Consider the following 16,192-nt stretch of genomic DNA (forward strand, 5'->3'; position numbering starts at 1 on the left):
CGGCGCGGGTGCTGCGCTTTCTCCCCCTTGCGGCGCTGCTGCTGCCGGCCGCCGCTTCGGCGCAAGCCACTGCGCGCGCCGATGTCAGCGGGCGCACCGCGGTCGACGCCTCGCAGCCTTCCGACATCGCCGTCACCATCTACCGCGACGAGGACCGCGGCGGCGCTCCGATCGATCCGAAATGGGCAGGCGGCTTCGCGATGATCTCCGAAGTGCGGCAGGTTACGCTGCCCCCCGGCCATTCGCGCATCCGCTTTACCGGCGTGTCCGAGAGCATGGTCGCAGTCAGCGCCATCGTCACCGGCCTGCCCGGCGGCACCATCGAGAAGAACCGCAACGCCGACCTTCTCTCGCCCGCCGCGCTGGTCGATGGGACACTGGGTAACCGCGTCCGCATCACCCGCACCAATCCAGCGACCGGCAACGCCGAAACCGAGACCGCGATCATCCGCACCCGCGCCGACGGCGGGCTCGTGCTGCAGACCCGGGAGGGGTTCGAGGCGGTGCGCTGCTCGGGCCTGCCCGAAAGGCTCAGCTTCGACCGCGTGCCTGCGGGTTTGTCGCCGCAGCCGGTGTTTACCATCGACACATTCAGCGCCGAGGGCGGCACCCACACTGTCACGCTGACCTATCTGGCGACGGGCTTCGACTGGCAGGCCAATTATGTCGCGAGTTTCGCGGAGGCCAGCCGCGACAAGGACCGGACGCTCGAGCTGATGGCATGGCTGACAGTGGCGAACGCCAACGGGCAAAGCTTTCCCGATGCCGAACTGATGACGGTCGCGGGCCGGATCAACGTCACCAGCGATTACGAGGAACTGACCGACCCTCCGCGCGCGCGGCGTCTGCGGCTGACCTGTTTTCCGCTGGGCAGCACGTCTAGCGGTATCTCCTCGCCGCCGCCGCCTGCTCCGCCGCCGCCGCCACCGCCGCCTGCCATGATGGCAGACCAGATCGTGGTGACAGGCCTGAGCGTGGCGAGGGTGCAGATGGAATCGGCGATGAAGGTGGCCGATGTCGAGGCGGGCGAGGAGGCGCTGGGCGATCTGAAGCTCTACCGTGTGCCGGTGCCGGTCACCGTCGCAGCCCGGTCGCAGAAGCAGGTGAAGTTTCTCGGCCTGAGCTCGGTGAAGGGCCAGCTGGTGCACACCGGCCTGTGCTCTGCGGCGATGGAACCGGCCGCCGCCGATGTCGAACTCCGCAGCCGGAACACCGAACGCAATGGCCTCGGCCGCTCGCTCCCACAGGGTAATATCGCGCTGTTCGAGCCCAGCGGCCATGGGCCGCTGCTCGTTGCCGAAGACGAAATGCGCGACCGCGCGGTCGGAGAGGACATCGACATCACTCTTTCGCGTGGGCACGGCGCGATATTCACATGCCGCCCGGCGGGGTGGGCCGATGCGAAGGATCGGGATGGCGCGTTGGAGTCGTTCGAAGCAGCCATGGCGGCAGGTCGATGGGCCGCGATGGAAGCGGAAATCACCAATCCCGGCAGCGAGCCGATCCGGTTCGAACTGGCCATCGGTCCCGCGACCAACATCGCTCTGCGCCAAGCGTCGGTCAAACCGGCCATTCACCGCGGGGATCAGGTGCTGCTGATCGATCTTGCTCCCGGTGAGACGCGGCGCCTGCGATGGCAGATGCGCGATCCGAATGCTGTTCTTCCATAAGAACCTATAAGGTTATTTTATTTTCCTACTTATCTCCATTCAGGCACGCCGCCCCTGCTCTCTCACCGGAACAGGACGAACCGCATGGCAATCCTCGAATCGCTTATCGGACCGCTGTCGAAGATTATCGACCGCGTCATTCCCGACAAGGAAGCGCGCGAACGCGCAAAGCTGGAACTGCTGCAGCTTGAAAACAGCCAGGAACTGAAGATGGTCGAAGCGCGCCTGTCCGCCATCGTGGCCGAGGCGCAATCCGCCGATCCGTGGACCAGCCGGGCACGGCCGGGCTTTCTCTATGTGATGTACACGCTGATCCTGTTCGCCATTCCCATGGGGCTGATCGCCGCGTTCCGGCCCGAGGCGGCGGATGCGATCGGGCGCGGCATGACCGGCTATCTCGGCGCACTGCCCGAACCGCTCTACGCGCTCTTCGGCACGGGATATCTGGGCTATACCGCCGCGCGCCAGTGGGGAAAAATCAAGGGTACCGACCGCTAAGGGACACCGACCGCTAAGGACATGGCGCCAGAATCATGATCCTTTACTTGTGAACCGCGATGGCCCAGATTTCACCGCGGTTCGGGGGAGCCGGTCCGCTGGCCCAATGGCCGCGGATCGCTCCAGGGAGGGGCCGCCACACCGGATGCCCGCGTCGGCGACGACGACGGCATCCGGTGTGGATCGGCTTCCCCGCCCACCCCAAACTTACTGGCGGGCATGCCGACGGCTCGCAGATATCACGCCCAATTTCGCGCAGCTTTCCGGGCAAAGGCCCCGCTGCCCCTTGCCCTTGGCCGAGAGCAAGCGCATAGGCCCCTCCCATTGTGCAACGTCAAAGTGAGCATATGGATGAGCGACGGAAAATCCGCTCCCGGCCATAAGAATTCGGGAATGAATGTTGATGGCGCCCTCGTGCGCGAACTGGCCGAGCTGCTCGGCGAAACCGGCCTGACCGAGATCGAGGTCGAGGACGGCGACCGCAAGATCCGCGTTTCGCGCGCAGGCGGCGTGGCGCAATATGCCGCCGCCCCCGCGCCCATGATGGCCGCCCCTGCCGCCCCGGCCCCCGCCGCCGCCCCGGCCGAGGCCGGCGCATCCGCTCCTGCCGCCGCCAATGGCGATGCGGTAAAGAGCCCGATGGTCGGCACCGCCTATCTCGCCCCCGAACCGGGCGCGGCCGATTTCATCAAGGTCGGCCAGCAGGTAAAGGCCGGCGACACGCTGGTCATCGTCGAGGCGATGAAGGTGATGAACGCCATCCCCGCCCCGCGCGCAGGCACGGTCACGGCCATTCTGATCAGCAATGCGGACCCGGTCGAGTTCGACCAGCCGCTTGTCGTGATCGAGTGACGGCGAGCCGCTGATTATGGCCATCAAGCGTATCCTGATCGCCAACCGGGGCGAAATCGCGCTGCGCGTGCACCGCGCCGCGCATGAAATGGGCATCGAGACGGTGGCGGTGCATTCCACCGCCGACGCCGATGCGATGCATGTCCGGCTGGCCGACCATTCGGTCTGCATCGGCCCCGCGCCCGCCAGCGAGAGCTATCTCAATATCGCCGCGATCATCTCCGCGGCAGAGATCTCGGGCGCGGACGCGATCCACCCCGGTTACGGCTTCCTGTCCGAAAACGCCCGCTTCGCCGAAATCGTCGAGGCGCATGACATCAAGTGGATTGGGCCCAAGCCCGAGCATATCCGCACGATGGGCGACAAGGTCGAGGCGAAACGCACCGCGGGCGCGCTGGGCCTGCCGCTGGTACCCGGCTCCGAAGGCGCGGTCGAAAGCGCCGAGGAAGCGCTGAAGCTGGCCGAAGAGATCGGCTATCCGGTGCTGGTCAAGGCGGCCAGCGGCGGCGGCGGGCGCGGCATGAAGGTCGTCAACAATGCCGACGAGCTGCCCGCGCTGATGAGCGCGGCGCGATCGGAAGCCAAGTCGGCCTTTGGCGACGACACCGTCTATATCGAGAAATATCTCGGCAATCCGCGCCACATCGAATTCCAGGTGTTCGGCGACGGCAAGGGCAATGCGATCCATCTGGGCGAACGCGATTGCTCGCTGCAGCGCCGCCACCAGAAGGTGCTGGAGGAAGCCCCCTCGCCGGTCATCAGCGCCGAGGACCGCGAACGCATGGGCATGACCTGCGTCAAGGCGATGGCCGACATGGGCTATCGCGGTGCGGGCACGATCGAGTTTCTGTGGGAAGACGGCAAGTTCTACTTCATCGAGATGAACACCCGCCTGCAGGTCGAGCATCCGGTGACCGAGGCGATCACCGGCCTCGACCTCGTGCGCGAGCAGATTCGCGTCGCCGACGGCAAGCCGCTGTCGGTCAAGCAGGACGAGCTGGTCTTCACCGGCCACGCGATCGAATGCCGGATCAATGCGGAAGACCCGTTCAACTTCACCCCCTCGCCGGGGCAGGTGACGAGCTATCACGCGGCGGGCGGCATGCATGTGCGCGTCGATAGCGGGCTATACGCGGGCTATCGCATTCCGCCTTATTACGATTCGATGATCGCCAAGCTGATCGTCTATGGCCGCACGCGCGAAGGCTGCATCATGCGGCTGAAGCGCGCGCTTGAGGAAATGGTGATCGAAGGCGTGAAAACCTCGATCCCGCTGCATCAGGAACTGATCCGGCAGGACGATTTCCTGAACGGCGACTATTCAATCAAATGGCTTGAGGAATGGCTGGCCGAGCGCGGTTCCTGATCGATAAGGGTCGGCTAGTCCCTACCAGGCCCAGCTGACCCTGATATGCGCGAGACGGCCAGCTTTCTTCTTTCCGCCGCCCAGCGCCGCAACTTCCAGCGCCGGACCATCCGCAACCGGCTGGATCGACCATTCGCGCTTCAGCCCGTCATCAACCCACGGCTGGCGCGGGTTCGCCGGGGCACCCAGCGCGCCTTTTTCCTCGTCAAGCTCGATTGTGCCGGAACCGGCAAGATCGGCTTCCCGGTCGAGCCGCTTTACCGAGAGATCGAAATTCACGGGAAGCAACTGGGCGGCGGCCGGTACGACGGGTGCAATCGAATCGCGCGCGCAGGCCGGGAAGGCGGCGACCGCAAGCCCCATGCAACAGCCGGACCCGATCAGGACCCGTGCCTGCCGCCGCGACAAGGCGGGCATTTTCCGTTGGGCGATCCGCTTGGCCAAGATGTGCATGGAGTGTCTCAAAGCTCCGCAACGCGCATATTGTTTACGCCATATCGCATGCAATTGCGAAGATGGCATGACACCAACTCCGACGAAGCGAGATGGTTGCACGCGGGATTGAGCGCAGCCTGTGGGAAACATACGCATTCGCCGGAAGGCGACGCTTCCTGATTGCGCACGCGGCCCGCTCGCCATAAGCAGCGGGGCCTATGGACAGATCGCCGCTCGCCCGCCCGTTTCCCGCTCTCCCCGCCATCGCAGGGGCCGTGCCGCGCATCGCGCGCGCCGGTTACAAGAATTGGGGCCGCTGCGACCTCACCTTCGTGACATTGGATGAGGGAACCTCGGTCGCGGGCGTGTTCACGAAGAACGTGTGCTGTTCGTCCGAGGTCGAACTGGGCCGCGATCAGGTGACCTTGGGCCGCGCGCGGGCGCTGGTGGTAAACGCCGGCAATTCCAACGCTTTCACCGGCTATCGCGGGCGCGAGGCGGTGGAGACGATCATGGCCGAAGTCGCCGCCCATCTGGACTGCGAGCCGAGCGACGTGTTCGTCTCCTCCACCGGCGTGATCGGCGTGCCGCTGCCCCAAGACAAGGCGCGCGAAGGTCTGGCACGCGTGTTCGCGGCAGAGCCCTGCGGCTGGGAGCAGGCCGCCGAGACCATCGGCACCACCGACACCTTTACCAAGGGCGCGCATGCCAGCGCGATGGTGGGCGGCAAAAGGGTGGAGTTCAGCGCGATCATCAAGGGCAGCGGCATGATCGCGCCCGACATGGCGACGATGCTGGGCTATATCTTCACCGACGCAAATGTCTCGCCCGCCTTCCTGCAGCAATGCCTGTCCGCCGCGAACGAGGCGACGTTTTCGTGCATCACGGTCGATGGCGACACCTCGACCAGCGACACGGTGCTGGCCTTCGCCACCGGCAAGGCGGGGAACGAGGAGATCACCGGCCCCGACAGCCCCGGCGCGGACGCCTTTGCCGCGGCTCTGCACGACGTCTGCCGGCAGCTGGCACATCTGGTGGTGCGCGACGGCGAAGGCGCGCAGAAATTCATCGAGATCGCGGTGACGGGCGCCAAGTCGGACGACAGCGCGCGGCGCGTGGGCCTTGCCATCGCCAATTCGCCCCTGGTCAAGACCGCCATCGCCGGCGAGGATGCGAACTGGGGCCGCGTCGTCATGGCGGTGGGCAAGGCAGGCGAACCGGCGAACCGCGACCGCCTCTCGATCGGCTTCGGCGGGGTATGGACTGCGCGCGACGGCCAGCCGCTCGCCGATTATGACGAAGCGCCCGTGGCCGCGCATCTGAAGGGTCAGGACATTCGCATCGATGTCGATCTGGGCATTGGCGAAGGGCGCGCGACCGTCTGGACCTGCGACCTCACCCACGGATATATCACCATCAACGCGGATTACCGGACATGAACGCTCCCATCGATGCCGTCGCCGCGCTGATGCGCGAAGTCGCGGAAAAGACCATCCTGCCGCGCTACCAGTCGCTGGCCGACAGCGAGATCGTCGAAAAGGCGCATGACGATGTCGTCACCATCGCCGACCGCGAGAGCGAGGCCATGCTGGCCGAGGGGCTGGCGAAGATCCTGCCCGAGGCCGCCATCGTGGGCGAGGAAGCCGCCCATGCCGACGACGCGGTGATGGACCGGCGCGGCGCGGATCTGTGCTGGATCATCGATCCGCTCGACGGCACCAATAATTTCGCGCGCGGCAAGCCGCCCTTTGGCATGATCATCGCGCTGGCCGCGAACGGCGAGACGCAGGCGGGCTGGCTATGGGATCCGCTGAACGAGCGGCTGTGCCATGCCGAGATCGGCAAGGGCGCCTTCATCGATGGCACACGCATCACCGCGCGCCCGACCGGCGAGGACAAGCCCGTCGCCGCGATCAGCACCGTCTTCCTGAACGAGGAGCAGCGCCATCAGGTGCAGCGCAATGTCGCGCCGCATTTCCGGCTGGTCGACATCCCGCGCTGCGCGGCGGAGCAATATCCGCGGCTGGCGCTGGGGGTGAACGATGTGTCGGTGTTCAATCGCACGCTGGCATGGGACCATGCGGCGGGCGTGTTGTGGCTGAACGAGGCGGGCGGCAGGGCCGCGCGGCTGGACGGTTCGCCCTATCGGCCGGACCAGGACGGCACCGGCCTGCTGGCAGCGGCGAGCCCGGCCCTGTGGGACAGGCTCGCCGACTGCATTCCCTGATTACAGTTCGGATTCCAGCCAGCCCTTGAGCTGGCTCTTCGGCGCGGCGCCCAGCTTCTGCGCGACCGCTTCGCCGTTCTTGAACAGGACCATCAGCGGGATCGACTGCACGCCGATCTGGCCGGGCACGCCGGTGTTTTCCATGATGTCCATCTTGGCGATGGTCACCTTCTCGCCCAGTTCCTCGCTGATTTCCTCGAGCGCGGGGGCGATCATTTTACAGGGGCCGCACCAGTCGGCCCAGAAATCGACCAGAACGGGCTTGTCGGACTTGAGGACGTCATCTTCGAAGCTGGCGTCGGTGACGGCGATGGTCGGCATGGAAATCTCCTTGAAAGTCGCAGGTCTGTCTTGATCGTATAGATAGGACGGCGGCGGCCGGACGCAAACCGCGCGGCGGCAATGGATTCTACCCCCCCCTTAACGCGGCCTTCTCGCGCGCCATGATGTCGGCGGGAATGGCGAAGATGCGCGGGGCATGGGTATAGAGCAGCAGCGCCTCGACCTCGCGGCCCGGATGGATCGCCTCCAGCGCGCAGGCATAGGCGGCCATCTGGCGCAGATAGGCGGGCGGAATGTCCGCGAAATCCTCGGGCGGGCGGCGCGCGGTCTTGAAATCGACGATGCGGATCGGGTCGCCCGCCGCCGCATCGCCCAGATGCAGCCGGTCGACCGTGCCCGCCACCACGCGCGCGCCGACCGTGGCGGAGAACGACACCTCGGCCAGCGCGTCGGGCGCGAACAGATCGGCGCATTCCGGGTCCATCAGCACGCGGATCGCGGCCTGCGCCATTTCGGCGCGGGTTTCTTCCGACAGATCCGCCGCCTGCCGTTCCAGCCAGCGCATCGCGGCGTCGATGCGGCGTTCGGGCGGCAGTTCGGGCAGGCGTTCCAGCAGCCGGTGGATCAGCACGCCGCGCCGCGCGGCGTCGACGCCGATCCCGCCCATCGGCGCATGCGGCGGCTCGGCGGCTTCGTGCGGATCGCCCAAGGACGATGGCGCGAGCGGGCGCGGCGGCGCGGGCTCGGCGCCCGCGGGGGCCAGCGCCCAGCCGGGCAGCAGCGCGAAACCGGTCTGCCGCGCGCCCGCGGGCATGCCGGGCGTGCGTTCCGCGCCCTGCCCCAGTTGCTTCATCCCGCCCCAGATCGGATCGGCCAGCCAGTCGCCGGCTTCTCCGAACAGGGGTGAGAGCCGCGCATACCAGCTGTTCGCCGGAGGCTCGGTCTTCTTGGCCCGAAGCGCCCCTGCCAGGAACAGCGCTTCCTCCGCCCGCGTCATCGCGACGTAAAGCAGCCGCCAGTGCTCCTCGCGCTCTTCCTTCGCGGCGATCTCTTCGGCGTCGGCGATGGGCCCCAGCTTCTCCGCCTTTTTCAGCGACGGCAGCGGCAGGGTGCGCGGCGCGAAACCCGGTGCATCGGGCAGCGGTTCGGTCAGTTCCAGCGTGCGCGGCGGCGACAGATCGGGATCGTCCGCCGCATCGGCCAGGATCACGATGGGCGCCTGCAAGCCTTTCGATCCGTGCACCGTCATCACCCGCACCAGCCCGCCCTGCTGGTCCGCCTCGCGCTTCAGCTCGCCGTCGCCAGCCTCGAACCAGCGGATGAAGCCCGTCAGGCTGGGGGTCTGGCTGGCGCTGAAGGCCATGGCGGCGATCAGCATTTCGTCGATGGGGTCGTTGACCTCGCCCCCCAGCCGCGCCGCCAGCCTGCGGCGCGCCTGCCAGGGGCCGACCAGCATCCAGTGCAGCAGCGCCTGCGGCGTGTCGTAATCGGCAAGGCGCAGCAGATCGTTGAGCATGGCCAGCGCCTCGCGCGGGCGGCTGGCGGTGCTTTCGCGCAGCCGGTTGTAGAGCCGCACGCCCTTCTCGCGCCAGCCATGTTCCAGCAGCTCTTCCTGCGTCCATCCGAAGATGGGCGAGACCAGCAGGCAGGCGAGCGACAGATCGTCCTCGGGCTGGGCGGCGAAGCGCATCGCCGCCATCAGGTCGCGTACGCCCAAAGGCGCGCCCAGCCGCAGCCGGTCCACGCCCGCGACCGGCACGCCCTTGGCATGCAGCCGCGCGACGATCAGCCCCGCCAGCTCCTTGCGCTTGCGGACCAGGACCATCACGTCGCCGGGGCCCGCCAGCCTCTCGCCGCCCTTGACCAGCGGAAAGCCCGCGTCGATCCAGTGGCGGATCTGGGTCGCGATATTCTCCGCCACGCGGCGGTCGGGGCGCGAGAGCCAGCCCTCGGTCCCCTCGTCGGCGTCCTCGTCCTCGCCGCCGGGATCGCCCACCGTGCGCCACAGCACGACCTGTCCGGGTCGCTTCTCGCCCAGATGCACGCCGGGATCGTCGGCAAGGCCCAGCTGCTCCGGCCCGATCTCGGCAATCGCGGCATCGACGAAATCCAGCACGGGCTGTGCGGTGCGATAGCTGCGGGCAAGGCCGTATTCGCGGAACGGGCGCTGCTCTTTCGCGCCGCGCGTGAAGGACAGGTTCTCGATCGCGCCGGCCATGCGGGCCTTCACACGGTCGCGGGCGCGCTGGAAATTTTCCGGACTGGTGCCCTGAAAGCGGAAGATCGCCTGCTTGTAGTCGCCCACCACGAACAATGTGCGCATCCGGTCGCCGCGCGCGCCTTCGCCGGTGAAGAACTCCTCGGTCAGCGCGTCGATCACGTCCCATTGCGCGCTGTTCGTATCCTGCGCCTCGTCGACAAGGATGTGGTCGAACTGGCGGTCAAGCTTGTAGCGGATCCACGCCGACATGTCGGAGCGTTTGAGCAGCCGCGCGGCCTCGGCGATCTGGTCGTCGAAATCGATCAGCCCCGCGCGCGCCTTGGCCTCGCCCCATTTCAGCGCGAAGGCGCGGCCCAGGGTGAGCGCGGGGGCGAGCCACTGGGCGAGCGCGCCCAGGTTCTTCACCTCCTCCACCTTGTCGAGGCAAGTGATCGCCCGATACGCGTATTCACCGTAGTCGGGTTCGATCTTGGACAGGTTTGCCAGATATTTCGGCTCACCCTTGTCGTTCATGAGCGCCTTGCGGAGATCGGTACTGGCAGCCAGTCGCGCTGTCCCATCGCTTGCCAGCCACGCTCCGATCGGACCCGCCATCTTGCCTGCGGTCGCCGTGCCCCATGCCAGCAAGGCGTCATGGCATCGACGCAGCGATTGGGTGTCGAACGCTGAATCTTCGCATAAGGACGCGACCGCTGCCGGATCGTGATCGGGCTTCAGCCCCAACAGCCGATAGACACGCGGCAATAGCGGGGGCTTCCAGCTTCCGGTGCCTTCCCATGCGGCGCGCGCTTCGGCGCAGGCCATCAGGAAACGCTCGATCGCACCCTGGTCGGCGCGCAGCGACATGGTGGCCAGCGCGTCGGTCAGCGAAGTGTCGCCCTGCTCCTCCGCCGCGATCAGCAATTCGGCCAGCGTGTCGCGCAGCAGCAATTCGCGGTCGCGGTCCTCCATCGGGCGAGTGCCGGGGACCAGCCCCGCCTCGAGCGGAAAGGCCGACAGCAGCCACTGCGAGAAGGCGTGGATCGTCTCGATCCGAAGGCCGCCGCCGGGGCAATCGAGCACGGCGGCAAAGCGCGTGCGGGCGCGGGCGATGTCGTCGGGGCCGAACTCCGCGCCGATGGCCTGAAGGTCGCGGGCCAGCGCAATCTCGTCCGCGCGCACCCAGCTGGCGAGCACGTCGTTGACGCGGTTCGCCATTTCCGCCGCGCCCGCCTTGGTAAAGGTCAGGCACAATATCTGCGAGGGTTCGACATCAGCCTGCAGCAAGAGGCGCAGCACGCGGGCGGACAGCACCTGCGTCTTGCCGGTGCCCGCGCTGGCCGAGAGCCATACGGTGTCGGCGGGGTTCACCGCCTCGCGCTGGCTGCCGGCAAGCGGATAGACCTTGGCGGGGCCGCTCACTGGTCGCCCCCTTCAGGCCCGCGTCCCTGCCATTCGTCCAGCCGCATCAGCTGATCGTAATCGTTATAGCCGGGCAGATCGGGATTGAGCCGCGCGGTGAACGGCTCCTCGCCCACGATCCAGCGGTCGAGCGCATCGTGGAGCAGGTGTTCGCTTGTCGTGAGGAAATCCTCGCGCGGGATTCCGCTTTTCTTGCGGCCTTCCAGTATGGGTTCGTCGCGGTAGCCGAACTCGCCCGACTTGCGGTCGCGGGCGAGCGACCAGTATTCGAAATGCGTCGGTTCGCCGCGCAGCTCCGCAAACCCCTCATGCGCCGCGATCACCCCGGTTGTGCCCAACTGCAGCGCGAAGCCCGCCGCGACTTCGGAGGCGCGGGGCGGGTGGCCGGTCTTGTAATCGACAATCGCCAGTTCGCCATTCGGCAGCCGGTCGATGCGGTCGGCGCGGGCGCTGATCTCGACGCCCTTGACCGTGATGCGGCCCTTTTCCTCGACCGCCGCGATTGCACGCCCCTCGGCGCGCAGGGCCTGCGTTTCCGCATCCAGCCATTCGAGCGCGGCCAGCAGGCGCGGCTGCCACAGCCCGCGCATGAATGGATGGCCGGAGAGTTCGCGCAGCCGCTCCTCCGCCAGCGGGATCAGCGCGCCGGGGGCGGCATCGTGCTTTTTGTACCAGTCTTCCAGAATCTTGTGCACCGCGCTGCCGCGCCAGGCGGGCGTCGGCTCCTCGTCGATGCTTTCAAGCCGCTTCAGCCGCAAGATGTGTGAGGCATAGAACTGGTACGGGTCCGAACGCAGCCGGTCCAATGCGGTCGCGCTGATGTCGACCTTGCGCTGCGCCGCGCCGGGCATGGGCGCGGGCTGCGGGTGCGGATCGACCGGCTGCGCGAAATCGAGCTGTTCGGCCAGCGCCGGGATCTCGGTCTCCATGTGCCGGTCCAGCAATTCGCCAAGCATGGCGCGCACGCGCAGCACGAAGCGGCTGGCGATGGCGGGGCCGCTGGCATCCTTGCGCGCATAGGACAGCACCACCTCGGGCGCGCCTAGCGCGGCGGCAAGGTCGTGCGCCGACAGCCCGATGCGGAAATCGCCGCCCAGCACGCCCAGTGCGCGCATCACGGCGGGCGCGACCAGCGGATCGCGGGCGGGCGGCTGGGGCCAGCTGTTCTCGGTCAATCCGCCGCAGATGACGAGGTCGGCACGGCTCATCCGCGCCTCGATCAGGCCGTAGATCGCGATGCGCGGGTGCCCGCCATATGGGGGCCGGACCGAGATCGTGTCGATCGCATCGCGCAGCACCAGCGGCACTTCGGCAGGAGCCAGCGCAGTCGGCACCTCGCGCGCGCCTTCGCGCAATGTCTCCATCGCGGCGGACAGCGCGCGCCCGTCCGCCTCGGCCCAGATGCGGGTCGCGCACAGCGCCTCGCCCGCAGTCTCGATGGCGGAGAGCGCCTCGGCCATGTCCACGGTTTCGTGTTCGCCCAGCGCCACCAGCGGTTCGACGATGGGTTCGACCTGCGTTTCCCACCAGTCGAGCAGGGTGCTGCTGCCCCGCTCCTTCGCATGGCTCTTCAGCATCGCGCGGATCGGTTCTAGGCCGACATCGATGCGCGGGCCGCGCAGCCGCTTTTCGAACCGGCGCAGGCGGCGCAGCCATGCGGCGCGCTCGTCGCCCGTGCCGCCCGCCAGCGGATGCGACAGCGCGGAGACCAGCGGCACCGGCGCAGCGCGGGTGGCCAGAATTTCCGCCAGCAGCAGCGCCATGCGCCCCGCCGTGGTGTGCGGCATCGGGCGGCCCGCCGAATCGTCGGCCTGAATGTTCCAGCGCTTGAGATGCGCGATAACGCGTCCTGCCAACCCGCGATCGGGCGTGACCAAAGCGACGCGGCGTTCGGGCACTTCCAGCGCCTCGCGGATCAGCAGGGCGATGGACTGCGCCTCGTGCTCCGGCCTTGCGGTTTCCATCAGGCGCACGCCCGACAGGCGGCGGCGTTCGGGCGGCAGGTCGACCCAGCTGGCGCTTTCCTTCGGCGGCAGGAACAGGCTGGAGAGCGCCCGGCTGCGCTCGGGCGGCGCGGCGGAGGCGCCCCGGCGGTGCCACGCCCGCACTTCGCCACGCGCCACGCCCATGCGGTTCAGCAGCAGCTTCAGGTGATATTGCGGATGCGTCACCGCATCGTTCGGCCCCAGCGGCGCATCGCCCGGTTCCGCGCCAATGCCTGCGCGGCCCAGCGAATCCCAAACCTCGTCTTCCAGCGAGAGGTCGAGGTCGGGCAGAACCACCGCGCCTTTGGGCAGTCCCGCGATCGCGCGCAGCAGGCCGGCGATGGCGGGGCTGGCGCTGGTGATACCCGCGGCGACGATGGGCATTTGCGGCGGGCTTTCGCACCAACGCTGTGCCGCGTGATCGAACAGCGCGTTGCGCCGCGCAGGCACGTCGGTCTCGCCGCGCTGCTGCAATTCGGCCAGCCACATGGCCTGCACCGTCGCGAACAGGTGGAGGTTCTGCTTCCAGTGCTCCGACAGCTCGCCCACGATGTCCAGCACCCGCTCGCCCAGCAATTCCTCCGGCCCGATGCCCTCGACCAGCAGTCGGTCCATCGCGCGTCCGATCTCGCGTGCCTGCCGCAGCAGGGCAGAGGCGACGGGGATCTGCATGCCCGCGCGCTCCATCGCCTGTTTAAGCAATTGCGCCAGCCGCAGCCAGCGCCGCGTGGGGTCGGCGGCAGGCGGTATATCCGCGCCTTCTCCAATAGGATCGAGCAGCGGCCCCAAGGTCTCGTCCAGCTCGATATCGCCGATCACCGCCATGCGCGGCAGCAGCAGGCCGGTTCGGTCCTCCTCACCCATCAGCCGGGTGAACGCCTCGGTCATGGTGCGGATCGCGCGGCGACCGGGCAGCAGCAATGTCAGCCGCGCGAGCCCATAGCCATCCTCGTGGTAACGGGGCACCAGCCCCGCCGCCAGCGCATCGGCAAAACCGCGATGGGCCGCGATGGAATAGATCGAGAGCTGCTGCGAGGCCACGCTTACAGCACGTCGGCGAACAGGGCCTCTGCAGGCGCGATATGCTGCGGTTCGCCGATCTCGATCCAGTCGCCCTGATGGACCACGCCGTAAAGCCGCCCTTCCTCTATCGCGCGGCTCCAGAACACATTGGTCGAAAACTTGGCCTCGTCCGGCGGATCGCGCAGCAATGCCTTGGAAACCAGCTGGATGCCGGTGAACACATAGGGCGCGACCCGGCCCGACTTGCGCCGCGAGATCCGGCCATAAGGGTCGAGGTGAAAGTCGCCCTTGCCGCGGTAGTTATGCGCCCGCTTGTGCGGCACCAGCAGCAGCAGCGCGTCCATCTTCGCCGCGTCCCATGCGCCCGACAGCTCGTGAAACACGTCGACCGGCCCGTCGAGCCACATCGCATCGGAATTGAGGCAGAAGAACGGGTCCGCGTCGATCAGCGGCCATGCCCGCACCAGCCCGCCGCCGGTTTCCAGCAATTGCTCGCGCTCGTCCGAGATGGCGATCTGCGGACTCGTGCGCAGCTTCATATGCCCTTCGATATGGTCGGGCAGGTAATGCACATTGACCACCGCGCGCGCGATTCCCGCCTCGGCAATCTTGTCGAGCGCATGGTCGAGCAGCGGCTTGCCCGCGACCTTGACCATGGGTTTGGGGCGGCTGGTGGTGAGCGGGCGCATGCGCTTGCCCAGCCCCGCGGCCATGACCATCGCGACATCGCTGGCAAGCGGGGGGACGGTGCGCAGCATGGGTTCAGCCCTCTTCCGTCGCGCCGCCGGACGCGCGAAGCTCGCCGGGGATATTGGCATCCATCCAGCGCGCCACCGGTTCCAGCGCGGGATGCGCCAGATCGCGCTCCATCAGGTCCCAGACGCGCGGGATCAGCGACAGATAATGATGCTTGCCATCGCGCCGCGACAGGCGGACGAAGATGCCCACGATCTTCGCATTCCGCTGCGCCCCCAGAATGGCGTAATGCGACAGGAAATCCTCCCCCGCGCCGGTGTGCGCGCGGTAATGATCCAGCATCGCGGCCTCCAGTTCGGGCGCAACATCGCGCCGCGCATCCTGAAGCAGCGAGACGAGATCATAGGCCGGATGCCCGACCAGCGCGTCCTGAAAATCCAGCAACCCCTGCTCGGTGATATCATCCAGCAGCATCACGTTCTCGGCATGATAGTCGCGCAGCACCGTGACGCCGCCTTCGGGCAGGGCGGCCTGCGCGTCCAGAACCGGCTGCATGACTTCGCGCCACGCCGCTTCGAACCCGTCGTCGTCGACCGCCAGCCCGTGCGCGACGCAGAACCATTCGGTGAATAGCTTCGCCTCGCGCAGATAGGTGTTGAGGTCGTAGGGATCGAACGGACCCGCGGGCGCCTCGGCCAGCTTTGCCAGCACCTCGACCGCGGCGGCATAGACGGGATGTTCGTCGTCCGCCGCCCGGTCCAGGTGATCGCGCATGCGGCGATGACCGAAATCCTCCAGCAGGACGAGGCCCTGCGCCGCATCCTCGGCAAGGATTTTAGGCGCACGAAAACCGTGATCGGCCAGATAATGCGCCGCCTTCAGGAACGGGCGCGGATCCTCGTGCGGCGGCGGCGCGTCCATCAGCATAGCGCTTTCATCGCCCCTCACGATCCGGAAATAGCGGCGGAAGGAGGCGTCGCCCGGCAGCGGCTGGATCTCCGCCCCGCCCCAACCCGCCGCGTCCAGAAAGGCGCGTGCGTGGGGCGGGAACGGGCGGGATGCGGATGCGGGCGTGTTCATCCCCACCGCTCTAGCCAATCCGCCCCCGCGCGGGCAATGGCGATCCGTTCGCTGCCACCTGTTTCGATGTGGATTTCAAGACAGGCCGGATCATGCGCGAACCCGCCCGCCATCTCGGGCCATTCGGCGATCAGCGCGGCATCCTCGAGATAATCGTCCAGCCCCAGCTCCTCGACCTCCATCGGGTCTTCCAGCCGGTAGAAATCGGCATGGACCAGCGGCAGGCTGACATCGGGGGGGCCATAGGTCTGGATGATCGCAAAGGTTGGGCTGGGCACCTCCCCCACATGGCCCAGCGCGGCGATGATCGCGCGGGCCAGCGTGGTCTTGCCCGCCCCCAGTCCGCCGCGCAGCGCCACGATGTCGCCGGGGCGCAGCAGCGCGGCGATGCGCCGGCCCAGCGCCTCGGTCGCGGACAGATCGGCAAGCGGGTGGCGGGTCTCGTCCGTCATCGTA

The 16,192-nt window shown here is 67.6% G+C and carries 13 protein-coding genes; 6 read left to right on the forward strand and 7 right to left on the reverse strand.

From position 1 onward, the window contains the following. Positions 1-8 precede the first annotated feature (8 nt). From AC4FIJ_RS02625 to accC, 4 genes are all read left to right on the forward strand, one after another. Positions 9-1,670, forward strand: coding sequence for a DUF4139 domain-containing protein (locus AC4FIJ_RS02625; protein WP_490335165.1), 1,662 nt, complete (start codon positions 9-11; stop codon positions 1,668-1,670). 84 nt (positions 1,671-1,754) lie between these two features. Then, entirely contained in the window at positions 1,755-2,168 is a 414-nt protein-coding gene (locus tag AC4FIJ_RS02630) for a holin family protein (RefSeq protein ID WP_490335166.1), read from the forward strand. A 393-nt stretch (positions 2,169-2,561) separates the two neighbouring features. Continuing rightward, complete coding sequence (gene accB / locus AC4FIJ_RS02635; RefSeq protein WP_490335167.1) at positions 2,562-3,020, forward strand: acetyl-CoA carboxylase biotin carboxyl carrier protein; 459 nt, start codon at positions 2,562-2,564, stop codon at positions 3,018-3,020. 16 nt (positions 3,021-3,036) lie between these two features. Continuing rightward, positions 3,037-4,386: an acetyl-CoA carboxylase biotin carboxylase subunit gene (accC, locus tag AC4FIJ_RS02640; RefSeq protein WP_490335168.1), complete on the forward strand. Its 1,350-nt coding sequence runs from the start codon at positions 3,037-3,039 to the stop codon at positions 4,384-4,386. A 21-nt stretch (positions 4,387-4,407) separates the two neighbouring features. On the opposite strand, the gene AC4FIJ_RS02645 is transcribed toward accC, so the two are convergent. Next, a complete protein-coding gene (locus AC4FIJ_RS02645) occupies positions 4,408-4,839 on the reverse strand; it encodes a hypothetical protein (RefSeq protein WP_490335169.1) in 432 nt (143 codons plus the stop codon). 200 nt (positions 4,840-5,039) lie between these two features. On the opposite strand from AC4FIJ_RS02645, the gene argJ reads away from it, so the two are divergent. Continuing rightward, positions 5,040-6,260, forward strand: a complete 1,221-nt coding sequence (gene argJ / locus AC4FIJ_RS02650; RefSeq protein WP_490335170.1) for a bifunctional glutamate N-acetyltransferase/amino-acid acetyltransferase ArgJ — start codon at positions 5,040-5,042, stop codon at positions 6,258-6,260. Continuing rightward, positions 6,257-7,048, forward strand: coding sequence for an inositol monophosphatase family protein (locus AC4FIJ_RS02655; protein ID WP_490335171.1), 792 nt, complete (start codon positions 6,257-6,259; stop codon positions 7,046-7,048). Before argJ ends, AC4FIJ_RS02655 begins: the two co-directional genes overlap by 4 nt. On the opposite strand, the gene trxA is transcribed toward AC4FIJ_RS02655, so the two are convergent. The 6 genes from trxA to tsaE form a co-directional block, all read right to left on the reverse strand. Next, positions 7,049-7,369, reverse strand: coding sequence for a thioredoxin (gene trxA, locus AC4FIJ_RS02660; protein ID WP_490335172.1), 321 nt, complete (start codon positions 7,367-7,369; stop codon positions 7,049-7,051). It abuts the gene before it with no gap. An 88-nt stretch (positions 7,370-7,457) separates the two neighbouring features. Further along, a complete protein-coding gene (gene addA, locus AC4FIJ_RS02665; RefSeq protein WP_490335173.1) occupies positions 7,458-10,952 on the reverse strand; it encodes a double-strand break repair helicase AddA in 3,495 nt (1,164 codons plus the stop codon). Further along, a complete protein-coding gene (addB, locus tag AC4FIJ_RS02670; RefSeq protein ID WP_490335174.1) occupies positions 10,949-13,978 on the reverse strand; it encodes a double-strand break repair protein AddB in 3,030 nt (1,009 codons plus the stop codon). Before addB ends, addA begins: the two co-directional genes overlap by 4 nt. A 2-nt stretch (positions 13,979-13,980) precedes the next feature. Next, a complete protein-coding gene (locus AC4FIJ_RS02675) occupies positions 13,981-14,718 on the reverse strand; it encodes a nucleotidyltransferase family protein (protein WP_490335175.1) in 738 nt (245 codons plus the stop codon). A gap of 4 nt (positions 14,719-14,722) precedes the next feature. Beyond that, the gene (locus AC4FIJ_RS02680; RefSeq protein ID WP_490335176.1) at positions 14,723-15,736 is read right to left on the reverse strand and encodes an aminoglycoside phosphotransferase family protein; all 1,014 of its coding nucleotides are present in this window, start codon (positions 15,734-15,736) and stop codon (positions 14,723-14,725) included. Continuing rightward, a complete protein-coding gene (gene tsaE, locus AC4FIJ_RS02685; RefSeq protein WP_490335177.1) occupies positions 15,733-16,188 on the reverse strand; it encodes a tRNA (adenosine(37)-N6)-threonylcarbamoyltransferase complex ATPase subunit type 1 TsaE in 456 nt (151 codons plus the stop codon). The genes AC4FIJ_RS02680 and tsaE overlap by 4 nt, the downstream gene beginning before the upstream one ends. Positions 16,189-16,192: the final 4 nt, after the last annotated feature.

The organism is Croceicoccus sp., assembly GCF_983967925.1.